Annotated in this window: 20 protein-coding genes and 1 pseudogene; 4 read left to right on the top strand and 17 right to left on the bottom strand. The window is 45.4% G+C overall.

What is annotated here, in order from left to right; genetic code table 11:
• Positions 1–7: 7 nt before the first annotated feature.
• Complete coding sequence (locus EYS00_RS04065) at positions 8–2,854, top strand: TonB-dependent receptor (protein WP_242618660.1); 2,847 nt, start codon at positions 8–10, stop codon at positions 2,852–2,854.
• A gap of 54 nt (positions 2,855–2,908) precedes the next feature.
• On the opposite strand, the gene EYS00_RS04060 is transcribed toward EYS00_RS04065, so the two are convergent.
• Both EYS00_RS04060 and rnt read right to left on the bottom strand, forming a co-directional pair.
• Positions 2,909–3,103, bottom strand: coding sequence for a bacterioferritin-associated ferredoxin (locus EYS00_RS04060; RefSeq protein ID WP_130635284.1), 195 nt, complete (start codon positions 3,101–3,103; stop codon positions 2,909–2,911).
• Positions 3,104–3,216: 113 nt separating this feature from the next.
• Positions 3,217–3,846 (bottom strand): ribonuclease T, encoded by a 630-nt coding sequence (rnt, locus tag EYS00_RS04055; RefSeq protein ID WP_130635283.1) that lies wholly within the window; start codon positions 3,844–3,846, stop codon positions 3,217–3,219.
• Positions 3,847–4,067: 221 nt separating this feature from the next.
• Here rnt and EYS00_RS04050 point away from each other — a divergent pair, with 221 nt between their 5' ends.
• Positions 4,068–4,907, top strand: a complete 840-nt coding sequence (locus EYS00_RS04050) for an OmpA family protein (RefSeq protein WP_130635587.1) — start codon at positions 4,068–4,070, stop codon at positions 4,905–4,907.
• 39 nt (positions 4,908–4,946) lie between these two features.
• Here the strand turns inward: EYS00_RS04050 and glpQ are convergent, their stop codons facing one another.
• Positions 4,947–5,924 carry a glycerophosphodiester phosphodiesterase gene (gene glpQ, locus EYS00_RS04045; RefSeq protein WP_130635282.1) on the bottom strand — a complete coding sequence of 326 codons (978 nt, stop codon included), beginning with the start codon at positions 5,922–5,924 and terminating at the stop codon, positions 4,947–4,949.
• Positions 5,925–6,143: 219 nt separating this feature from the next.
• On the opposite strand from glpQ, the gene EYS00_RS04040 reads away from it, so the two are divergent.
• Positions 6,144–6,323, top strand: coding sequence for a hypothetical protein (locus tag EYS00_RS04040; RefSeq protein ID WP_130635281.1), 180 nt, complete (start codon positions 6,144–6,146; stop codon positions 6,321–6,323).
• Between the two features lie 205 nt (positions 6,324–6,528).
• Positions 6,529–7,821, top strand: coding sequence for an NAD(P)/FAD-dependent oxidoreductase (locus tag EYS00_RS04035; protein ID WP_130635280.1), 1,293 nt, complete (start codon positions 6,529–6,531; stop codon positions 7,819–7,821).
• Here EYS00_RS04035 and EYS00_RS04030 read toward each other — a convergent pair.
• The 14 genes and pseudogenes from EYS00_RS04030 to rsxA form a co-directional block, all read right to left on the bottom strand.
• Complete coding sequence (locus tag EYS00_RS04030; RefSeq protein WP_130635279.1) at positions 7,808–8,764, bottom strand: LysR substrate-binding domain-containing protein; 957 nt, start codon at positions 8,762–8,764, stop codon at positions 7,808–7,810. The two genes, EYS00_RS04035 and EYS00_RS04030, sit on opposite strands and share 14 nt — an antisense overlap.
• 95 nt (positions 8,765–8,859) lie before the next feature.
• Positions 8,860–10,323: an NAD-dependent succinate-semialdehyde dehydrogenase gene (locus tag EYS00_RS04025; protein ID WP_130635278.1), complete on the bottom strand. Its 1,464-nt coding sequence runs from the start codon at positions 10,321–10,323 to the stop codon at positions 8,860–8,862.
• A gap of 33 nt (positions 10,324–10,356) precedes the next feature.
• The gene (locus EYS00_RS04020) at positions 10,357–11,703 is read right to left on the bottom strand and encodes an MFS transporter (RefSeq protein WP_130635277.1); all 1,347 of its coding nucleotides are present in this window, start codon (positions 11,701–11,703) and stop codon (positions 10,357–10,359) included.
• A gap of 24 nt (positions 11,704–11,727) precedes the next feature.
• The gene (locus EYS00_RS04015) at positions 11,728–12,876 is read right to left on the bottom strand and encodes an iron-containing alcohol dehydrogenase (RefSeq protein ID WP_130635276.1); all 1,149 of its coding nucleotides are present in this window, start codon (positions 12,874–12,876) and stop codon (positions 11,728–11,730) included.
• Between the two features lie 50 nt (positions 12,877–12,926).
• Positions 12,927–15,605 (bottom strand): TonB-dependent siderophore receptor, encoded by a 2,679-nt coding sequence (locus EYS00_RS04010; protein ID WP_130635275.1) that lies wholly within the window; start codon positions 15,603–15,605, stop codon positions 12,927–12,929.
• A complete protein-coding gene (locus EYS00_RS04005; RefSeq protein WP_130635274.1) occupies positions 15,595–16,659 on the bottom strand; it encodes an alpha/beta hydrolase in 1,065 nt (354 codons plus the stop codon). The genes EYS00_RS04010 and EYS00_RS04005 overlap by 11 nt, the downstream gene beginning before the upstream one ends.
• A gap of 109 nt (positions 16,660–16,768) precedes the next feature.
• A complete protein-coding gene (locus EYS00_RS04000) occupies positions 16,769–17,158 on the bottom strand; it encodes a VanZ family protein (protein WP_130635273.1) in 390 nt (129 codons plus the stop codon).
• An 80-nt stretch (positions 17,159–17,238) separates the two neighbouring features.
• Positions 17,239–17,901 (bottom strand): annotated as a pseudogene (nth, locus tag EYS00_RS03995) (endonuclease III); the annotation flags it as partial.
• Positions 17,902–17,940: 39 nt separating this feature from the next.
• The gene (locus EYS00_RS03990; RefSeq protein ID WP_130635271.1) at positions 17,941–18,633 is read right to left on the bottom strand and encodes an electron transport complex subunit E; all 693 of its coding nucleotides are present in this window, start codon (positions 18,631–18,633) and stop codon (positions 17,941–17,943) included.
• Entirely contained in the window at positions 18,623–19,294 is a 672-nt protein-coding gene (gene rsxG, locus EYS00_RS03985) for an electron transport complex subunit RsxG (protein WP_130635270.1), read from the bottom strand. Before rsxG ends, EYS00_RS03990 begins: the two co-directional genes overlap by 11 nt.
• Complete coding sequence (gene rsxD / locus EYS00_RS03980; protein WP_130635269.1) at positions 19,291–20,379, bottom strand: electron transport complex subunit RsxD; 1,089 nt, start codon at positions 20,377–20,379, stop codon at positions 19,291–19,293. The genes rsxG and rsxD overlap by 4 nt, the downstream gene beginning before the upstream one ends.
• Positions 20,376–22,739 (bottom strand): electron transport complex subunit RsxC, encoded by a 2,364-nt coding sequence (rsxC, locus tag EYS00_RS03975; RefSeq protein WP_130635268.1) that lies wholly within the window; start codon positions 22,737–22,739, stop codon positions 20,376–20,378. The genes rsxD and rsxC overlap by 4 nt, the downstream gene beginning before the upstream one ends.
• Before the next feature lie 2 nt (positions 22,740–22,741).
• Positions 22,742–23,311, bottom strand: a complete 570-nt coding sequence (rsxB, locus tag EYS00_RS03970; RefSeq protein WP_130635267.1) for an electron transport complex subunit RsxB — start codon at positions 23,309–23,311, stop codon at positions 22,742–22,744.
• Positions 23,311–23,892, bottom strand: coding sequence for an electron transport complex subunit RsxA (gene rsxA, locus EYS00_RS03965; protein WP_130635266.1), 582 nt, complete (start codon positions 23,890–23,892; stop codon positions 23,311–23,313). The genes rsxB and rsxA overlap by 1 nt, the downstream gene beginning before the upstream one ends.
• Between the last annotated feature and the right edge of the window lie 120 nt (positions 23,893–24,012).

Genomic DNA, 24,012 nt, shown 5'->3' with positions numbered 1-24,012 from the left:
CTCGTTTCTGGTATTCGCTGAAGAAGATGAGACCATCTCCAATAAGGCCTATCACTTCTCTATTCCTGCCCAGACAGCAGACGAAGCACTTACTTATTTGGCAAAGCAAGCAGACACTACTTTACTGTTCCCTTTTGAGTTGGCCCAAGCGGTGGTCACCAATCCCATTGACGGTGAGTTCACACTGAATGAGGCGCTAACCTTATTGCTGAAGGGGACTGAGCTTGCAGTAGTCGCTGGTAGTGAAGGACACTTGAGTATTCGCTCTCGTCACGAGTCTCAAGCGTCAGAAGTGGTAAAGGAAACTCAGCAAGAAGAAGTTGATGAAGAATTTGGCTTAGAGCGTATTGCCGTGGTGGGTACTCGAAATCTGCCCAGAAGTGCTGTGAGTTCCCCGGTTCCCGTTGATATTATTGATGGGAACGAACTTGGCTCAAAAGGCAGTGGAGATGTTTTGACTAACTTGAGTCGCATGGTTCCATCACTCAACGTTAATGACCAACCCATTAATGATGCCACTAGTCTAGTGCGTCCGGCGAATCTTCGCGGCATGGCGTCGGATCATACGTTGCTTTTGCTCAACGGAAAGCGCCGACACCGTTCTTCAGTAATTACCTTTTTAGGCGGTGGTTTATCAGATGGGGCACAAGGCCCAGATATTTCTGTAATTCCCGCATATGGTTTAAAGCAAGTTGAGGTGCTGCGAGATGGAGCTTCGGCTCAGTATGGCTCAGATGCTATTGCAGGGGTGCTCAATTTTGTGATGAAAGACAGTGCTGAAGGCGGCGCTATTGTCCTGAAAACTGGAATATATAGTGAAGGGGATGGAGAGCTCTTTCAGTTGCAAGCCAACCGTGGGTTTGCATTGCCAAATAATGGATTCCTAAACGCTACGGCCGAGTACAGAACCCAAGCTGGAACCTCTCGTTCTGTTCAGAGGGATGACGCTTTGGCGCTTATCAATGCAGGGAACAATAACGTTGCTAATCCGACTCAAATATGGGGCTCACTTGATGTAGACCACGATGTGAAGTTGGCGGTTAATGCTGGGTGGGACATCAGCACAACAGCAAAAGGCTACGGGTTCGTGACGTATGCATACAAGGATATTCAAGGAGGGTTTTATTTTAGACATCCTCAGAGCCGAGAGGGCGTGTTCACACAAACAGACGCTGCCACGGGTGAAAAGTCTTTACTAGTTGCCGATTTAGATGGGCTGAACCAAGGCATTAGCTGCCCTAATATCCCCATCACGTCAGAAAATGTATTGGAGCAGTCTGACTATTTACTCATTGCTGATAATAACACCGATCTAGGGCAAAACTGCTTTGCATTTAATGAGTGGTTTCCCGGGGGTTTTACACCACAATTTGGCGGTAAGGTCACTGATGGCTCTATGGTTATTGGCGCTAAGCGAGAGCTAGCGTCAGGGTGGTCGATGGATACGAGCCTTGGTATCGGATATTCAGATATTCAATATACGCTCTCTGATACGGTCAATCCCTCTTTAGGACCTGATTCTCCATTGTCATTTTCGCCCGGCGGTGTCAGTCAATTGGAGCAGTCTTTCAATATAGACCTATCTCGTCTTATCCAAACGCCGTTGGAAGAACCCGTTAGTATTGCAGTGGGGGCTGAATGGCGCAAAGAGACCTATGTTCAGCACGCGGGTGATGAAGCCTCATATACCGCTGGACCGTATGCATTTTATCCGCCCCTAGGTACCTCACAGGGTTTCAGTATAGGGTCGAATGGATTTCCGGGATATCAGCCTCAATCGGAAGGACGCTGGAGTCGCAGTAATTGGGCGGTGTATTCAGATCTTGAGTTTTTTATCGAAGAAGCTCTGCAGGTTGGGGTAGCTGTGAGAGTTGAAAATTACAGTGATTTTGGTGCTACGTTTGATGGAAAGCTAACTATGCGGTACGTGCTCAATTCAAATCTAGCACTTCGAGGTTCAGTAAACACTGGCTTCAAGGCGCCGACTGTTGGCCAAAGTAATGTGATAAACGTTACCACGGCTTATGGCGTCAATGGACTTGAAGACCAAGCAACACTGCCACCCACAGACCAAATTTCTACTCAACTCGGTGCCACTCCTCTTGAGCCAGAAGAGTCAATCAACTTCAGTTTTGGCGCAGTATTCCAATTGGGAGAGAAAAGCTTCGTTACATTGGATTACTTTAATATTCGTCTGCATGACAGGATCAGCACCACATCAGCGATTCCATTGTCTGCCGCCGACGTTGAGAACTTAGTGCGCATCGGTCGAGAAGATGCGGCGAAATACAAGGCGGTAAAATATTTTACCAATGATTTTGATACCTTGACTCAAGGTATCGATATCGTTGGGCAACATTCCACTGTACTTTTTGAGTACCCTTTAAATTTCCTACTTACCTACAACTGGACTGACACCCAAGTCGAACGTGTATCCCTGTATCCCGTAACTACTGATGCAGGAGTAATTTATCGTTCAAACTTAACACCCCAACGCATTAGGATGTTAGAAGACAACCTGCCAGCCCATCGCGGTAACTTCACCGCTATGTATGATATTGACAAATATTCGGTGGTGTTAAGAGGTAACTACTTTGGTGGGTTTTACGAAGACCATTTAGATGCCTCTGCAGGAATGGATATTGAGAGCTCAGCCGTGGTAACGGTAGATATTGATTTTGCCTATCGACTGACTGATCAACTCACGCTGAGTGTTGGCGCTCAAAATCTTCTTAACGAATTTCCAGAGGTAAACCCATTTGCAGGTCAAGTTGGTGCGTTATATCCACCCACATCGCCCAGTGGTATCAATGGCGCATTCTATTATGCGGGTGTTGAATTTCAGTTTAACTAACGGTTGAGAGAAAATTGGAAATAGATGTTGTTGCAGGTTTTGGAGGGAGTGTTTTTAACCCACATCTTTGAACAGAGATTCATCGATGATAGTTTGGTCAATGATTTCTTGAGCCATCTGAACGCACTTTCCACACTGGGTGCCCAAATTCAGATGTGAGCGCAATTCTCGCAAATTACCTGCGCCTTCGCTCTGTACCGCATTGCGAATGTCTTTATCTGTTACGCCGTAACACATGCAAACAAACATGAAATCTACCTCTAATCGATGTTGTTAATGATAATAATTGTTATTTGCTATCTAAGCAAGTGATAAAATCGATTAGAGGATGAATTTTTTGATAGAAATATTATAACCGAGGATTACTCAGACAATGGCCAACCGCCCAATGCTTTGTATTTGTTAACCATGTAGCAGAATAATTCTGTAGTGCGTTGAGCATCGTATAGGGCACTATGTGCTTCGCTCTGGTCGAAGGCAATTCCCGCAGCACGACAGGCTTTCACGAGCACGGTCTGTCCTAAGGTTAGTGCAGCTAAGCTCGTGGTATCAAAAGATACAAATGGATGAAATGGTGTGCGCTTTATATTGCAACGCTCTATCGCCGCATTTACGAAGCTTTGGTCAAAGGTCGCATTGTGCGCAACAATGACTGAGCGTTGGCAATCCGCATTTTTCTGCGCTTTTCTTATACCTTTACACAGTGCCTTCATTGCCTCTGATTCTTCAATGGCACCACGAAGCGCACAATGAGGATCTATTCCATTAAACTCCAGCGCGGCGGGTTCTAGGTTAGCCCCCTCAAACGGGTTAATGTGATAATGAAAAGTTTCGTCCGCGCACAGTAAACCGTTGTCGTCAAACTTAACCGTTACTGCAGCAAGTTCAAGTAATGCATCTGTGTTTGCATTAAATCCCGCCGTTTCAACATCAATGATAACGGGGAAGTAACCTCTAAATCGGTCAACGAGTAAATTTGGAGTATCCGACATAATTCTCTGTCATTATTTTGCGGGCGATGAGAACAGAGGTGATTGTTCTTCGCGGTAAGTTAGCTTGGCATTATACGAATACATGGCATATTGACCTAAACTTTTTTACACTAATGACGATACAAGCACTATAACAGGCATGATTGTCTCGCTGTGATAGGTCATTGTCGTTTAACTCACGTGTAGGTGTTTTTGTGAAACATATTCTGCTGCTAATCATCATGTCTTGCCTGGCTGCTAATGCCAATGGGGCGATGCGTCAATACTCGGCGACGGTTGAAACATCTAACTGGGAGGTTTCTCAACAGTCTCGGTTGCAGTGCACATTGAGCCACGGACTACCCGGGTATGGCGAGGCTATGTTTACTAGTTTTGCCGCTAAACAATTGAATATGGAATTTGAGCTAGACATGATGTCTTTGCCTAATAGATTTGATGTGGCGGCGGTATATTCAGTCCCGCCCACCTGGATGCCGGGTATTGCTCCACGTACGATCGCCGATATGACTATCCGTAAACAATATAATGGCGACCTTCCACAAGACGCCGCGTGGACTATGCTTACCGAGCTGGAAAAAGGTTTCTGGCCGACGATCCAATACCAAGATTGGTACAATAAATACGACAAAGTCAGCGTGGCGCTCAATGCGAGTAACTTTTTGCCTGTGTATCGAGATTTCGTCGCTTGCGTTTCAAACTTGCTTCCATTTGCTTTTGAAGATATCGCCTACACCGTACTTTCTTACAAAAATAATTCCACATCACTCACAGATTACGCTCAAAAGCGGTTAACTATGATTGGTGAGTACCTCAAAGAAGACAGTGAACTAGATTTGGTGCTTCTTGATGGATACACCGATAGCTACGGTGGACGTTGGAACAATGAACAATTATCTATTCAGAGAGCCAATGAAGTAAAAACCTATCTGATGACCATGGGTGTGCCTGAAGATCGCATTCAAATTACTGGGCATGGCGAGCGTCGTCATAGCGCACCCAACGATACCCGAGAAAATCGTTCACTGAACCGCAGAGTAGTGGTTAGGTTGTCGAAAACCTAACCTAACTTAGTTATTGGCCTTTCGATGCTCTCCAGGCTTTTACGGGGGGACTTGGTCGGTAAATACGCCATCGGCCTTAACTACACCGCTTAAGGTATCGAGTAAGGTAGTTTGGGTGAAACCAGCTGGGAGTGCATCGGTTCTATAGGTATACGGATGTATAGTCAATTTATGCTCATGAACCAGTTTGACCCAAGGCGCAGGTATAAGCTCTCCTCGGGCTAGGGCATCTGAATCGAGTAGTTGCCCTATCCATGGTCCTACACCATTTACAACGTTGGCGAGTGCCCCGAGGCCTTCTGGTGTGCGAAGCCAATCATAATCAGTATTTGACTCGCCCCAGCTATTTTCTCCGATAAGCATCACAAGTTTGCCATCGTAGTCCAGATCATTGCGTATACGTTTGAGTTCGTTGTAATCAAAGCACTGTAAGTAACTTTTTGCTGATGCAGAATGCAAGTTAAACGCAGTCAACGTATCAATGACAATTTGACTGGCGTCTACACCTTGCGCTAAGTGCCATGCAGGTGATTTTATTTCAGGATAAACACCAATTTCCTGACCGTAAACACGGTTAAGTTCTGTGATGAGTTCAAAGTGCTCCGCAAGAGTTGCGATTTTGAATTGAGCCGTCGTGCCTTGGTATCGGTGGGGAAATACATTATCACCCTTACTATTTTTGCGTTCAATAACAGTAAGGGTTTGCAGTTCTGCAAGGGTAAAATCTAACGCGTAAAATCGCTTATCTGAACGCGCTTTCGATGGGTAGAGGTCTGCCACATTTGTAACGGTGTCTAAGTGGATATCGTGCAACACAATAGGAACACCGTCTTTAGTTATTACAACATCCTGTTCGATATAGTCTGGTGATTGCCCATAGGCAAGGCTTGCTGCCTCAAGAGTGTGTTCAGGTAAATACCCCGACGCGCCGCGATGGGCAATGATATCAAAGCTCATTGCGGATTGGCTGATAAGAGAGAAGAGGCAAAACAACAGCTTTACAAAGTGTCTACGCATCAATGACTTCCTTGATTATTTATGTTCTTAATGTCTGTGAAATTAGCAACATTCTGAGAAGAACAAGAGTGTACAGCGAGTAAAAGACAGTTTTATGTCGTACTTTGGCATTACTCGTTGAGCACTTGGTGCCAATATTTTTTTTACAAAAAGTTGGTCTCTTTACCACCAAGGTCGTATTGGCTATTGCACTTTGAACTACATGCAAGAGGGGGAGGTATGAACGAATATCTTGTCGAGGCCATTCGCGTTTTGCGCGATCCTGACCAAACATTACCTGCCAAAGAAGTTGCCAAGCAGATCCTTATCAATGCTGGGTATTCTTCTGAAGATATCGCCACAGAAGCCCAAGATTCCTCCGAAAGTGTTAACGTTCGTGTAATGCTTTTCCTTGCATAGTTGGTGAGTTTAGATAATTTATCCCCCCTAATTGCATGTTGTCATTGTAGACAATTTGACGCCATTTTGGCAGACTACAGGTATTGCGACCCTCCTGGATTATCATGACACAACGGATCTGGTACCCCATACATTTCTCTTCTTTCGCATCCGTTTTCCAGCGTTTGTTCGCCCCCCTTTTCTTTATTAAAAATCAGGTAATACTATGGAAAAAATCATCGTTATTGGTGGGGGTGCTGGTGGTCTAGAGTTGGTAACGAGGTTATCTCGAGCCTTAGGCAAGCGCGGTAAGGCGCACATTACTTTAGTAGACAGAAGCCGAACTCATGTTTGGAAGCCTTTGTTGCACGAAGTTGCGGCAGGGGTTATCGACAAACAGTCAGACGGCGTTGAATATGGTATTCATGCCAGTCGTTATGGTTATGAGTTTCAACTGGGTAATGTGAGTAAAGTTGATCCCGAACTGAACTGTTTATACCTAGATCCTATGTTGGATGACGACGGCAGTGAAATTTTGCCTGCCAGATCATTGAGCTACGACACACTTGTTGTCGCGGCGGGTAGTGTGAGTAACGATTTTGGCACCCCAGGGGTTGCTGAACATGCGTTCTTTCTCGACTCGTTAAAGCAGGCAGAGCGTTTTCATACGGCACTACTCAATCAATTGCTGAAGAAGGATTATCAAAAGGACTTTGACAAAAAGCTTTCCATTGGCATTGTGGGTGGCGGTGCGACAGGTACAGAGCTTGCGGCGCAACTCCACTATATTGGCGATCTTGCGAAGTCTTATGGTATGCCGAATATGTCGGCTGATCGATTGAGTATTACAATCATTGAGGCAGGTCCTCGGATTCTTCCAGCGCTACCAGAGCGGATTTCAAACGCAGCAAGAGCCGCTTTGTACAAGATCAACGTCAATGTCAAAGAAGATACCCGTGTTGCGGAGGCGACTGAGCAGGGATTTGTTACTGCTGAAGGAAATTTGATTGAAGCTGATCTCATGGTGTGGGCTGCTGGTGTTAAAGCCCCTGAGTTCGTTCAAGCAATCCCCGGAGTTGAGCATAATCGAATAGGCCAAATTGTCGTCAACGGATTTCTACAAACCCCCCAACATGAAAATATCTATGTGATTGGTGATAGCTGTGGAATGATGCAGGAAAATGGCAAGTGGGTACCTCCTCGCGCTCAGTCGGCTCACCAAATGGCAGAGCGAGTGGCGAAAAACATAATTAACAGACATAAAGACGCAGGACCTCAACCCTTTTCTTACACTGATTATGGGTCACTAGTGCACTTTAGTAAGTACAGTACAGTGGGGAGCCTGATGGGAAAACTGTCTAACAACAATATGTTTATTGAGGGACGGTTAGCAAAGCTGGTTTACGTTTCTTTGTACTCTTTCCACTTGCTTGCGGTGCATGGACGCTTAAAAGGCGCGCTTACTTTGCTAAGTCGTAAAGTAGGGAGTTTGTTAGGGCCAAAGTTCAAGCTTCACTAGGTGTCTTGTCTAGTACGTCTTGATTCCACTTATGCTGCGCTTTTTGCGCAGCATCTACAATCCAATCTCTAAATACACAGACGGCTGAATCATTTTGATAGCTCTCTGAGCAGACGAAATAATAAGATTCTTTTTTTCGCATCATATAGTCGTGTGCGACAACTAACTTACCTTCCTTGATAAGAGGGTCTGCTAGTGGCCTGTACATGGGAATGATGCCAAGACCATCTACCGCTGCTTGGGTTGCCACAGAAACGTTATCGAAAACGATATTTCTCTTGATTGTTTGCAAGTCAGGAGCGTCTGTTCCTGCTAGCCACTGATGCCATAAATCGGATAAGTGACCGTAGTGAAGCCAATTGAAATGCGCTAATGATGTAACGTCCGATTGTTGAAAATGCTCGTCGAGTAGACTCGGTGAACATACGGGTTGTACATAAATATCGATGAGCTTGTCGCTGTGACAATCGGCCCACTTTCCTTTACCCAACCTAATAGCAGCGTCCATCTGGTCGCCAGAAAAGTCGACTGATTCGTTCCCTGTGTCGTAAATATTGGTGAAAAATGAGAGGCTGAGCTCAGGGTGACGTTGTTCTAAATCACATAACCTACTCATTAGCCATGTTGAATTAAAAGTCGCGGATATCCCCAGTGATAGCTTGAGCTCTTGGGTGCCGTGATGAAGTTCATTGGTAGCTATTTTAAGGTCTGCGAATATCGTTGAAATAGCATTCGCGTAAATAATACCTTGCTCGGTGAGTTCTAAGCCAACCTTATGGCGCTCGAATAGCTGAAAACCGAAATAGTCTTCAAGGTTTTTGATCTGGCGGCTCACCGCAGAGCGAGTAATACAGAGCTCATCAGCCGCTTTTGTAAAGCTAAGTAGTCTAGAAGCAGCCAAAAATACCCATAATGTATTGAGTGGGGGTAACCGTCGAGACATACATACTCCTTTACAGCATTAGTGAGGCATTCGCTATCCTTATGAGCGAATATCTCACTGTATCGGCATTCATCATTGCACTCAATATCAATGTGTTATTCTTCGATATTTCCTATGCAGATGTATTTAATTTCGGTGTAATCGTCTAGTCCATACTTAGAGCCTTCTCTTCCTAACCCCGATGTTTTTACACCACCAAATGGTGCCACTTCCGAAGAAATGATTCCTTCGTTAACGCCAACAATACCGTTTTCGAGCTTTTCGCTAACTCGCCAAATTTTGCGTTGGCACTGTGTAAAAATGTAGGATGCCAGGCCGGCATCGGTGGCATTGGCAAGAGAAATTGCTTGTTCTTCGGTATCAAATGTCAAAATTGGTGCGATGGGGCCAAATATCTCCTCTTTGAACACCCGCATCTCAGGAGTGACACTACTTAATACTGTAGGTGGATAATAGTTACCTTCCTGTTCAAGTGGGGTACCGCCAATCTCTAGTGTGGCATTTGCAGCTAGTGCATCGTCGACTAACACTTGCATGTTGTTCACGGCGTTTTTATTGATAAGTGGCCCAATGGTAACGTCTTGTTCAATACCATTACCTATCTTTAAGCCTTTTACTTTTGCAACGAGTTGTTCTGTAAATTCTTGAGCTATTGATGAGTGCACGATAAAGCGGTTTGCACACACGCAAGTTTGCCCAGCATTTCGGAATTTTGAGGCCATTGCCGCTTCTACCGCAAGCTCGATATCGGTGTCTTCAAATACGATAAAAGGTGCGTTTCCACCAAGCTCCATCGACACTTTTTTTACGGTATCCGCAGTGGCTTTGAGTAACAGCTTACCCACCGGCGTTGAGCCAGTAAAAGAAAGTTTTTTAACTATGCTATTTGTACTGAGTTCTTGACCAATTTCAGCGGCATTTGTGCCAACAACTACCGATAGGAGCCCTTTGGGCAGTCCCGCTCTGGAAGCGAGTTCCGCCAGAGCTAATGCACAAAGCGGTGTTGCTTCTGCTGGTTTTATAACCACAGCACAACCCGCGGCTAACGCCGGAGCGACTTTTCGGGTAATCATTGCAATAGGAAAGTTCCACGGGGTGATGGCGGCAACGACGCCAACGGGCTGTTTGAGTGTTAATGTGCGCTGGTTGGGGTGGTTACTTGGAATGACATCCCCGTACATACGCTTTGCTTCTTCTGCAAACCATTCTATGTACGCTGCTCCGTAAGTAACTTCGGCGCGTGCCTCTAGAATAGGTTTACCCTGTTCGAGCGTAAGAATTTTCGACAAATCCTCAGTGTGCTCGGTGACGAGATCAAACCATTTTTTTAGCAGATTTGCCCGATGTTTAGCCGTTGTTTGTTGCCACAGTTGCATAGCATTGTTTGCACAGTTAATGGCATAACGGGTCTCACTTTTACCTGCGTTGGCTACAGTCGCTAGAATCTGATTAGTGGCTGGCGAGTGCACTGGAAATGACTCACCAGAGTCGCTCTCAACCCATTCACCATTGATAAACAACTTGGTTTTTAACAGTGCTGAGTCATTTAGTTCGAACATAAGTACTCCGTTAAGTATTGCTCATTTGCCATACTAGTCTTCTGACAGACACTCGATGGTCTTGCGATAATGGGGTAAAGAGCGCCACAGTAAAATCGCTGAGGTGATCATGGCGATACTTGTGACCAACAGCAGCGAATAGCCCACTTGCTCGGGTGCTCCAAAGAGATAGTCTGTGCACAATGCTACTAATGTTGGGCCTAACCCTAAGCCAATCAAGTTTACGACAAACAAATACAAGGCACTGAACTGTCCTCGCATTGTGGTTGGGACCGCCTCTTGAATCGCAGCGGGGCCGAGGCCCATCATAAAATTGGCGAAGAAAGTTGACAGTGTAAGTAGTACTAATACCGGTGTGAGGTTGGATAATATTGGGTAAAACAATGTCGGAATTACACCGAGTAACATTGCCCACATTGCAACGCGCATTTTGGCGTCCAACTTACCTTGGCGATAGAGTTTGTCTGCGATCGCACCGCCTGTTAACACGCCTCCGGCACCAGCGAAAAGCACAATTAATCCAAATATTAATCCCACTTCACCACTCGACAAACCGTGCACGCGAATAAGATAACTAGGCACCCACGCCAATGCTCCATAGCCCGCAACTGATGCGAATGCTGCACCGAAATTGTGATACAACACCGTTTTTCTATTGGTTTTGAAAAAGGCTACGACATCGCTGACTGAAGCAGCAGATTGTGGTGATACATTTCTACGAGGCTCTTGCAGAGTAAACAGAAAAGGCACCAGGAGTATACCGGGGAGTCCAACGGCGAGAAAAACTGCCTGCCATGTGTATATTTCACCAACGAAAGGAAGTGAGATAGTGGTAAATGAGTTGGCCCATTGGATGACCATTCCGCCAACAATAAGAGCTAGTCCACCACCTAAGTAGATCCCCATGGTATACACACCAATGGCTTTTGACAGGTGCTTTTTATCGACGCTATCAGCGATTAGCGAATAGGCAGCAGGAGAAAGTCCCGCCTCTCCAACACCTACGCCCATTCTAGCGACGAACAAGTGCCAGTAATTTTTCGCAAGTCCACATGCCGCAGTCATTATACTCCAAAAAAATATCGAGGCTGCGATTATTCCACGGCGACTTTTTCTGTCAGAGAGTCGTCCTAATGGCAGTCCCATGAGGGTATAGAAAATAGCAAAAGACAAACCTTGTAATAGGCTCATCTGAGTATCAGATATGACTAAGTCCCGTTTCATTGGCTCTACCAACAAACTGAGTATTTGTCTGTCGATAAATGAAAAGGTGTAGGCTAGCAAAAGAATAAATATCAAATAACACGCGTAGCCAGTACTTTTTGTTGAGGTTGTACTCAGGGTGTCAACTTGGCCCTGAGCGTCCACTTTTTCTAGCATTTGCTGCTCCCTAATTTCAAACGACTAGTAGGCTTGTTGATAAATAGAAAGAATGTCTTGTTCGGTCATTTCTCGCGGATTATTTACGAGTAGCCGTTGTTGCTTTATGCCGTCAGCGGCTAGCATCTCAAGGTCAGTTTTAGGTACGTTTACCTCACGAAGCCTGTTGGGCAGTTCAAGTTCGGGGACCAAGTTTTCAAAGTAGGCTATGAATGCCTCAGATTTCCGCTTGGTTGGTAGTGACGAAGGCACTGCTATGGTGTCATAGAGTTCGGCATAGTGTTCGAATGCTGCAATGTGATTGAAACGCAGTACATGGGGTAGGACTAATGCATTACTTAATCCATGGGGAATGTGGTAATGCCCGCCCAATGGGTAGGCTAAGGCATGCACTGCAGCGACTGGAGCGTTTGCAAAGGCTTGGCCAGCAAGCGTAGCACCAAGCATCATATCATGCCGCGCTTTGAGGTTTTTTCCGTCAAATACTGCAGTATTTATCGCCCCAGCCATAAGTGTCAGCGCTTGTTTAGCGAGCATATCAGAGTAGGGGTTTTTTTTGTGGACACTGGTGTAGGCTTCTATGGCATGTACCATGGCGTCTACGCCTGTCGCCGCAGTAATGTGAGGAGGGAGTCCACGCGTAAGAACAGGATCTAGTAGCGCGATATCGGGCAGTAAAACGTTGGAGATAATGCCCAACTTTTGTGAATCTTCAGTGGTAACAATAGAAATTGGCGTAACTTCTGAGCCAGTACCAGCCGTTGTTGGAATTTGAATTAATGGCAGTCGACCTGACGAAACCTTGTCGATGCCATAAATATCGTCAAGCGACTGTGATGAATTAACTAATGCAGCAATTAGCTTGGCAGTATCAAGTGAGCTACCTCCTCCCAGACCAATAACGCCGTCGATATCGTAAGATTTTGCGTAGTCGACGGCTAGTTTAATCGTTGATGCTGGCGGATCCATTTGTACTTGAGCAAATAGGGTCGTTGGAATATTGGCCACTTCGAGTGCACTCACTATTTCTGTATGTAGTCCTATATCCGTGATTCCGGGGTCGGTGACAATCAGTGCCTTCCTGATTCCAAGAGCGTGGCAATACTCGCCAATATTTTGTGAGGCGTCTGGCGCACAAATTAGTGACTTTGTGGTGCAAAAGGTGAATGACATAGTTGTTCTCTATAGGGAGAGCCCATGCTCTCCCCTAATCGTGGATTAACTTAAAATGCTATACTGGTGTTTACATAAAATACACGCCCAAGTGGATTGTGTTGCTTGGGGTCATAGCTTAAATTTCCGAATCCATTAAACACCCTTGGTGGCTCTCGATCAGAGATGTTTTTCACCCCAAGGCTGGCGGTTAGCTCAGCATTTTCAGAAATTAAAAAATCAATACTGTACTGAACATCTGCAGTTACAAAGCTACCTATGGTTGCGCTTTCAGAACCATCTAAAGGTAGCTCTATTGAAGTTTCGTAGCTAGAAATATAGTTTATGTTTACTGCTGCGTTTTGTTTTTCGCCTTGCCATACCGCACTTAACGTGGCTTTGGTTTCGGGCAGTGAGCGGGCAAAGTTATCGTGATTAAAAGAACCAGCAGCCTCTACAACCTCGCCACTGTCTTTGGTCAGTTCGTAGGATAAAAAGTGAGAAGCATTCAACATCACACTTATGTTCTCAGAGACTTCCCACATAGACTCAAAATCAATACCCTCAACCTTTACTGAAGATGAGTTGAAGTAATTCACCCTAACGGCAGAAAGTAATCCTGCATCGGTTCGAATGATGTCTGAGCCATTGGGATCATCAGCAATTTTACCTTGGGCATTTTCAACAGTAATAAGGTCAGTGTAATCGACGCGCCAGTAGTCTATTTGTACATCGAATGTATCTGACGGTTTGTATACTAGACCTACATTGTAGTTTTCAGATTGTTCTGGCTTGAGTTCGGTGTTTCCGGTAGCAATGACGCCAACAAATGCAGGAGATTTAGGGGTTCCATCTTCGTTAAAATCTGAAATTCCATTAATTGTTGCAGAGGCAGCAAATTGTTGAGACAGAGAAGCTTCTCTAAACGCAGTGCTAATTGACGTACGTAAAATGAATGCATCTGACAACTGCCAGCGCAAAGCAATTTTGGGGTCGACACTGTTGTCATTCTCCAAATGCTCGTAGCGAAGAGCGCCTTTTATTTCAATATCATCAGACAGTGGAATAATAGCTTCTGTAAACCAAGCAGCTGAGGTTCGACTTACATCAACTTCAGACAAACCTGCAAGAAAAATGAGATCTACTGGAATTGGATTACCTTGTGCATCAAAAGTTATTTCGTTGATATCGTCGGTAGCTACACTAAATCCTTCTTTTCGAATTTGAATCCCTGTAGCAAAACTAATGGCGCCAGCCGATGTTGCGAACGCCTCGCCAGCAATAACCCCGTCGAATACAAGAAGGTCGGTATCTTTTTGCGCTTCTGTGATATGGGTGAAGTCTTCGATTATGCTGTCGCTGAGTGTTGTGCGGTCGAATGGGTTAAATAGCTCGTCGTTATTCGGCCCTCCCACACCATTGAGCGCCGCTACTAAGCGAGATTTCAATTGATCTTGTTGATATTGAGTGTAGGTGTTCTTGCTAAAAGTAACTGCTGTGTCCCATGACCAATCGTTTGCAAATATGCCATTGATATTAAGTGAAGTTCTAAATGTTTCGTTTTCTCTGGGCGCGAGCGCAGGTGGGCGATCTGCTCCCAGTGGTCTTCCAAGCCAAACAACGTGAGTTCCAAAAGGATTGCCGGGGTGCCAGCTACCAATGAAGGGAAACGATAGGTCAGGATAACTAGGAGATTGTGGGTTGTCTTTAACGTCATTGTTGCTCCAACTGGTATCCCATGAAATAGAAACATCGTTGTCGAAATTGTGTGAAACGTTTGCAAACAATTGGCTGCGGGTTTCGGTATTGACTAAGTTGTAAATAGGACCAAAATTAAAACCGCAACGAGTACCACTGGCTTGTGGAATTAGTATACCGAGTTCGTCTTCGAGACAGGTTGGGTCGGGCACATTTTCAAAAGGGGCATAGGTGCCAGCATAGGGACCACTGTTGACTACAATAGGTGATAGATCAAAGGTACCATCAAAGTTGGTGGGGTAGAGTAAAAATGAGTTTCCTAGCGAGCTGAATGCGTTGTCTCCTAAAGACGGTCTATCGGCAATAGTGAGAGGCGTTCTATCAAGGTAATGACCCGTAACTGTAATGTAAGTGCCGTCAATATCGGTCCCCCATATGAACCCTATGTCGGTGTCTTTTTGACTACCACTATCAACTTTGCTAAGGCCTGCATTTATTTCGAACCCATCAAAATCACTGCGTAGTATGAAATTAACGACGCCAGCGATTGCATCTGAACCATAGATAGATGCAGCACCTTCTTTCAATACTTCCACTTGAGCTACGGCTTCTATGGGAATGTGACTCGTGTCTACAAAGGTGCTTCCATCGTTGGTCAATGCGCCAGAGATAGTTTGTCGACGACCATTGATCAAAACTAAGGTCGAGCTTAAACCAAGGCCTCGTAGATTCACGTTACCAGTCCCTTGGGTTGACGCCTGAGTAAAAGAGTCTGCTTGATTTTCCGCACCTGAAGATATGGCGAGCTTGGTGATAAGCTCACCAATGGTTGTTGCGCCAGTAGACTGAATAAATGCCTGATCCAAAATTTGCACTGGCTCAGCGGCATCAACGGTTTCTCGTTTGATATAGGAACCTGTCACCTGAATCTGTTCAATGTTGTCGTTGGCGTTAACCATTGCTGATGACAACAGTGCAAAAGCTATCGACAAACTAAGGGTGGCAGGAGTAACTGCGCCTTTGTTTTTGGAATCTTCGGCATTATTTTTCATTCCTTATTTTCGGGGTAGGCAATGTTGTTTGTGTAACTGTGCGTAGAATGTGTGCGCACTCCTCAATTGCATTTCGCGCCTGAGGGATCACGCTAAAGTTAATGAATCCATGAAACATGTCTGTGTAGCAGGAGTGACGTACTGTCACACCATCTTTAATCATGGCATTGACCAGCATCTCACCCTCATCTCGGAGTGGGTCGAACCCAGCGGTCAACACAAAAGCAGAAGGAAGTGCCCCAAAGCTGCTTGCTTTCATGCAATTGAATCTTGGGTCGTTCTCATTGTCTTTATCGATGTAATTATCATGAAACCACGCTAACAGTGGCGCGGTTAATAGCAGTCCTTCAGAGTATTTTGTGCGGCTAGCTGAGCGATCATTTCCTAGCGTACTGGGGTATATCAATAGTTGGCTGCAAGGTTGAAATGTGTGGCTGTTTTTGTTGAGTTGGCAATAAGTGAGTGACAAATTAGCACCTGCACTATCTCCACCAATAACCACGCGATAGGGATCAATATTCAACGCTTGATGGTTAGCAAAGACCCAATCCATAGCGGACTGAACGTCTTCCACCGCGCCGGGGAAGGGAGTTTCTGGTGCTAACCTATAGGCGACAGATATCACCATGATTTGTGAAAGATCACATACTAATTTCAATAGAGCGTCATAGCTCTCAATATCACCCAATACAAAACCGCCGCCGTGAAAATATACGAGTGCAGGCAATGACTCGCTGTGAGCAATGGCGGGGCGATAGCATCTAACATCTAATGTGTGATCGCCAGCGGGGATAATTTTGTCGTGAGTTTCTACATCCGCTTCAACTTGATGTTCATATGGGTTGTGTCTGTGACTGCGAACCATTGAAGGAGGAAACTGGTAAGCGGGTGGAAGGCTGTGAATGTAGGCGAGTACTTCAGCGGCTCCCTCTCCAAGGCCCGTTGGAGATTCAGAAGCAACAGTGCATACTTTGGGCTCTTTTGATGGAGCTATTGTGCTGAGAAGCTCTGATGCAATCGCAGCGTGTTGCTTATTGTCGTGGTGATTATCCATGTATTCGACACGTTGTTTTCAAACCTTTTTAGTTTGTAACGTGATGAACAAAACTCCACAAGCAACTAAAATGAAACGATGTGTTTACATTTTGTAAACAACTTGATTTTTATTGTGCGACTTGGGCTTTGGTTGTCTTTGAAAAGCGATACATAATGACGGATGAAAGGAGCACACCAATTAAATTTGCAGTGAGATCATATCCATCAAAGTTGCGCGAGCTAAATAGTATTTGCGTACATTCTTCAGTAACGGCGACAATGGCAATAATCAACGCGCCGAGGTAGCATTTTGTGCGCCACAAATGAATTACCCGAAACTTAAAAGCATTGATAAATAAAGCACTTAACATTCCATAAAGGGTAATGTGACCGACTTTGTCGCCAAAGGGAATACTATGCAGCCAACCGAGTTGTTTTTTTAGTAAACCGATGTCGGCTAGTATAATAATTGTTGCAATGAATAATGCGTAAGAAAGCGCCAACGTCCATCGATTCATGACTATCCCTTCACTTTATTTTGATGGTTTCAAAACTACTGTATCAGACACTTTCTCTACAGAAAATAGGGGAGCGATGCTTATTTTTTCTTCTTTAGTTGTTGTTTTAAAACTTCATTGATGAAGCTCTTTCTGCCGTATTCTCTCGTGATTATACAGTTCTCAAGAGAGAACCCTCTAGCGGGGCAATATTCTCTACCGTAAAAAATGATTTGAAGGTGCAAGTCATTCCACTTTTCTTTAGGAAACAGTCTTTTGGCATCTTTTTCGGTTTGCTCAACACTTTTACCGTTAGAGAGTCCCCAGCGGTACATAAGCCGATGGATATGTGTGTCTACAGGAAACGCAGGTACGCCAAACGCTTGCGCCATAACCACCGATGCGGTTTTGTGGCCAACACCTGGCATCGCTTCGAGGGCTGCAAAATCTTGAGGAACTTCGCCGCCATGTTGCTTAATGATCATGTCCGATAGGTGCCAAATACCTTTGGATTTCATTGGTGATAACCCGCAAGGCTTAATGATTTCCTTAATTTCTTCAATGGACATTTGTACCATATCGAACGGGTTGTCTGCCTTGGCAAAAAGCTTAGGTGTGATTTGGTTCACTCGTTCATCGGTGCATTGAGCTGAAAGCAATACCGCAACCAATAGGGTATAAGGATCTTTGTGATCAAGAGGAATGGGTACTTCTGGATATAGCGACTCTAATATATTGATAATCGCTTCGACTTTCTCTTTTTTGAAATTGGCTTGCTGTCAGTGTTCATTGTTTGCGCTTTTCTATTCCGCGGTAATTCTTATACGAGTGGCCTTTTCGACAGGCTGCGTGGCTTTAGCCGCCTGTTTAGCATCGATGGCATTCTTGATGGCAATGAGTAAACCCATGCCAAGAAATGCGCCCGGGGGCAATATTGCCAATAAGAAGGGCTGAGAGGTTTCAAATAGCGTTATTGTCCAGTTGGATGCAATGCTTCCAAATAAGCGATCAGCTCCGGCAAATAGCGTTCCCGAACCGAGAATTTCTCGCATACCGCCAAGCAAAACGAGTACTGCACTGAAGCCTAACCCCATCATTAAACCGTCAAAGGCGGCGTCTTTAGGCGCGTTTTTTGACGCATAGGCTTCTGCCCTACCAATGATGGCACAGTTGGTAACAATCAAGGGAATAAAAATTCCCAACGTAAGATACAAATCAAAGGTGTAGGCGTTCATCAACAACTGCACTATGGTAACAAAAGCCGCAATTATCATCACAAAGATGGGGATACGTATTTCGTTTCTTACGATATTTCTTATCAAACTCACTGTAACATTACTGCCAATCAGTACGAGTGTGGTGGCAAGTCCTAGCCCAAGACCATTGATAAACGTCGATGTAACTGCTAGCAACGGGCAAAGCCCAAGCAATTGCACAAGCGCGGGGTTGTTTTTCCACAGGCCCTGAACGGACAGGTCTTTGTAATCAGTTGTCATTTGCTTCTCCAGCATCCACTGGCGACATATCTGTCTGAGGTAAGGCGCATTTATTAGGAAGGCCCGCAATTGTATCTAGATTGTTTTGCGCATATTGAAGTGTTCGCTTGACCGAAGCAACCACAGCACGCGGGGTAATAGTTGCCCCAGTAAACTGGTCAAAATCGCCACCGTCTTTTTTTACGTTCCAACGAGCTTCCTCATCTGGATTGTATAGCTTGCCAGTAAAACTTGTTATCCAGTCACTTACTGAGAGTTCAATCTTATCACCGAGCCCCGGAGTTTCTTGGTGTGAGAGCACGCGAACACCCAATACGTTGAGGTTAGCATCCATCCCCACGACTAGTTTTATATTGCCGCTATAACCATCAGGAGCGGTGGCCTCTATGGCGACTGCGTTTAGTTCATTGTTTAACGTTCCACGGTAAATTACCGTTTCGGTAGTTGCCAAGAGCGAGTCAGTTACTGATACGCAATCTAAGTAAAGTTCGTTGTCGTAGTGTGATGTCGGTACAACTTCTGTCAGGATACTGAGTAATTTCTTTTGTTCTTGTTGTGCAATACGAGACTCGGTGCCCAAGAAAGTGATACTGATCAGCAGAGTGGTCACTACTGCGAAAGCGGCCAACATGCCACCGTTTTTCATCAGTGTTTGTTTCATGACTCCGCCTTACTCTCTGGTTTAGTACCACGACCGTAGGTTCTAGGGCGAGTGTAGTAATCAATTAGCGGTACGGCCATATTCATGATTATGACGGCAAAAGCAACAGCATCTGGATAGCTTCCAAAGGTACGAATAATCACAATCCAGAACCCAATGGCAGCACCAAAAACTACACGCCCTTTTGGCGTAGTTGATGCCGATACCGGATCGGTAGCAATAAAGAAGGCGCCAAAAATCAGCGCACCGTTGAGTAAGTGGAACATTGGTGATGCATAGTAGTCGGCATCACTCATATGGAGAATAGATGCAAAAATCACCACAGAAAGCATCATACTCGCGGGAATATGCCATTGAATAACTCGTGTTTTAATAAGCACAAGGCCACCCAATAAGTAAGCGAGACTTATCCAACTCCATCCTGCGCCGGCTGATGCGAATAGGCCACCGTTAAGTATGGGGTATTCTAGTGTCTCGCTGTAAGTCACTCCTTGCGTTAAATTGGTTTTGAGCGTGTCTAGTGGCGTTGCGGTTGTTACACCATCAGCAATAGTTTGAAGTTGAGTAACATCGTATCCACTGGTGGTGAACCCGGTGAATATAATCGATATGGCGTCGAAAAATGACATTGGAAGTGTTGATATGCCGGTGGGCGGTAACCATGAGGTCATCGCCACGGGAAACGATATCAAAAGCACCACATAGCCAATCATAGCGGGATTGAAAAGGTTAAACCCTAGTCCGCCATAAAGCTGTTTGGCAACGACTACCGCAAAAAAGATACCTATTACCGTCATCCACCAAGGTAATGTTGGAGGAAGGCTAACGGCTAGGAGTAACGCGGTGAGTACGGCAGAGTAGTCGGTTAAGGTTCTCTCGATTGGCTTTTTGCGCATCCAGAGTACTACTCCTTCAAATACAAGGGCGGCTATCACGGCGATAAGTGCTTGGATGATAATGCCCCAGCCAAAGAAATAACACTGGGCTGCTACACCTGGTAGCATAGCGTAAATAACAAGTCTCATGACTTGCGGGGTATCTCGTTGAACCCGCTGGTGAGGTGAACTAGACAAGGTTAACTTCATTCTTGACTCTCTTTGTCTGCTGCAGCTTTTTTGGCTTTCGCTTTTGCTACAGCAGCGGCTATTCTGCGCTTCTTCTCTTCTGCTGGATCTAAGACTTCAGATTCCGTTGGCAGTGATGTCGTTGTTTCAACATCTGACTTTTCAGCAACTGCATTCCTTCGTGCTTTCGCTTTAGCCACAGCGGCAGCTATACGTGCCTGTTTTTCGTCTTGAGGCTCTATTGTATTTGCAGATGAATTATCTTCTTCAGATTTCGAATCGCTACTCTCGTTGCCAGCAGAAGCTTGCTGTTCGGCTTTCTTAGCTTTTGCTTTGGCAATAGCGGCGGCAATGCGGGCTTGCTTGTTGTCGGCGTCATTCGCTTGCGCTGATTCTTCTGAGGCTGCCTTTTTCGCTTTTGCTCTAGCTACAGCTGCCGCTATCTTGGCTTTTTTGTCTTCATCGCTGTTTGATGAATCTTGTGACTGTGCTGAGTTGCCTTGCGCTGCCTGTTCAGCAGCTTGAGCCAGAGCTGCTTTTTTAGCTTTAGCTCTTGCAACCGCAGCGGCAATTTTGGCCTTCTTGTCATCTGCCTTATCTTCTGCCCTATCTTCTGCGGCTGACTCTGTTGCGCACGCATTGGCTGACGGCGATTCTTGCGCAGCAGCTTTCTTAGCTTTAGCGCGAGCAATAGCTGCCGCGACTTTCGCTTTTTTGTCATCTATCGCTAATGATTCGCTGGTGGCTTCACTTGTATCTTGTGGCTGGTTTCCTGTCTCCAAAGCGGCTTTTTTCGCTTTGGCTCTTGCTAATGCGGCTGCCACTTTGTCTTTTGCTGTATTACTCCCTTGACCTGCTGCGCTATCTGATGGGGTAGATGCTGAAGGCGCTGCTTTAGCCGCTAAGCGTGCTTCTTTGGCTTTGCGATGCTTTTCTTCTCGTTCTTCTTTTTCACGCTGCAGGCGCTCTTTTCGCGCCTCAAAACGCAGCTTAGCTTTCTCTGCTTTGTCTTTTTCGTCTTTTTGTAAGCGAATCTCTGATTTCGCTTGGCGATAGTAATGCACTAAAGGAATTTCGCTGGGGCATACATAGGCACAAGCGCCACATTCGATACAGTCGAAGAGATCATACTCTTCGGTTTTGTCATATTCCTTCGCTTTGGCGTGCCAATAGAGTTGCTGTGGGAGTAAGTTCGCTGGGCATGCGTCAGAGCACGCACTGCATCGAATACAGGCCCGTTCGGCACTATTATCTCTAAGCTCATGAGTGCTTGGTACGAGCAAACAGTTTGTGGTTTTAACTACAGGTATTGCTGCATCGGCAAGGGTAAAGCCCATCATTGGACCGCCCATTACGATTTTAGGTGTTGCTTGTTTGTCGGCAAGGTAACCTGCAATGCCTAGTAGGTGATTCACTGGCGTACCAAGCAGTACCTGATAATTGCCTGGTCTTTCTAATGCTTCACCCGTCAGCGTGACAATACGGTCTATAAGTGGTTTACCGTGTAACACAGCATCAGCAACAGCGTAACAGGTTCCCACATTGAACATAGTCACACCAATATCAGAGGGTAGCCCTGAGCGTGGAACTTCTCTTCCCGTTATGACTTGGATGAGCTGTTTCTCGCCCCCTGCGGGGTACTTGGTTTCCACAGAAACAACACGATAATCCGGCTTGTCCTGACACGCGATGGTGAGTGCCTGGAGTGCTTCGGGTTTGTTATCCTCAACAGCAATAATAATTGCTTGAGGCTCGATAATATGGCTAAGTATGTCGAGTCCCTGACGAATTTGCCACGCGTGCTCTCGCATTAAGCGATCGTCAGAAGTGATGTAGGGTTCGCATTCCACACCATTGATGATTAAGAACTCAATAGGTTTACTTGGTGCTGCTTTGATGTGTGAAGGAAAGCCCGCACCACCCATACCTGAAATTCCCGCGTTGCACAGTACTTCTAGCAACTCGGTTTTATCTCGAGTGGTGTAATCCATCATAGGTGATAGTTCACACCAAGTATCTCGACCATCAGTATCAATAACGATACACATCTCAGTCAGACCACTCGGGTGGGCAACAACGTGGGGAATAATTGATGCTACATGGCCTGACGATGGGGCATGCACAGGTACTGCAAACGCTGCATTGGAGTGAGTGAGCGCTTGGCCTTTTTGGACATAGTCACCTACAGATACGCAAATAGCACCCTCGGTACCCACGTGTTGTTTTATAGGAACAATGAGTTGTTTGGGGAGCGGACATTTAGCGATAGCTGTGGTGTTGGATAGAGTTTTCTTATCATCAGGGTGAACGCCACCTGGAAACGAGTGTAGCTTGCCCGCATTGAGATCGTTAATGATGTTGTCAAAGCTTGGGTACTTCACTGCTAACTTACCATCTTAATCGGTATGTCGCCTTTTGGTGACGATGAAAAATTCCACTTCCAGGAAGACGTAGTTTCTTCGGCCGGAAGCATATCAATACAATCTACTGGGCAGGGATCTACGCATAGATCACAACCGGTACACTCATCTGTAATAACGGTATGCATATGTTTGGCTGCCCCCAGAATGGCATCAACTGGGCATGCCTGAATACATTTTGTACAACCTATGCACTCGTCTTCTCGAATATAAGCAACTTTCTTGACGTCTTCCTCGCCATGGGCTGCATCCAGAGGCTTTGCTTCCACCCCCATTAGATCCGCGAGTTTTTTAATTGTTGCCTCGCCACCTGGAGGGCACTTATTAATTTCATCGCCATTGGCGATGGATTCGGCATAGGGGCGACAACCAGGGAATCCACATTGTCCACACTGAGTTTGGGGGAGTATGTCGTCTATCTGTTCGACAAGTGGGTCTCCCTCTACTTTAAATCTGATACTCGCATAACCCAGCACTAAGCCAAAAACTAGCGCTAAAATTCCAAGAGCAATGGCAGCTAAACTTAACGTCATTAAAATTTCACCAATCCACTGAACCCCATGAAAGCTAACGACATTAAACCCGCAGTTATCATTGCAATTGATGCCCCTTTAAACACCTGTGGTACATCCGCAGCGGCAAGTCTCTCTCTCATGGCCGCAAACATTATTAACACCAAAGAAAAGCCCACTGCTGCACCAAAGCCGTAAATAAGGCTTTCAACAAAATTGTGTTGTTCAGTAAGGTTAAGCAATGCAACGCCAAGTACCGCACAGTTTGTTGTTATAAGCGGTAAGAAAATCCCTAGAAGGCGATAGAGTGTTGGACTCGTTTTGTGTACCACCATTTCTGTAAATTGCACCACCACTGCAATTACCAGAATAAAGGCTAGCGTTCTCAGGTAACCAATACCTAAAGGTTGGAGCAAATAGGTTTCTACGAGGTAACTACTTGCTGACGCAAGGGTAAGTACAAATGTGGTAGCCATAGACATACCCATGGCAGTTTCGAGTTTGCTAGAAACCCCCATAAAAGGGCACAAACCCAAGAATTTTACCAAGACAAAATTGTTGACTAATACGGTGCTGACAAGCAGCAATAAAAATTCAGTCATTGATGATAAATACGTCCAACCAGAATGAGTACAATGTCTATACGCAGCAGAAGCGATTTGAGCGCTCTATTATCGCTGTTTCGGCACAGATTAACAACTTGATTAAGTTAGCTTTATTTA

The sequence above is a fragment of the Alteromonas sp. KUL49 genome, assembly GCF_006538345.1.
Lineage (GTDB): Bacteria > Pseudomonadota > Gammaproteobacteria > Enterobacterales > Alteromonadaceae > Alteromonas.
This window is presented reverse-complemented; position numbering and strand designations above follow the sequence as displayed.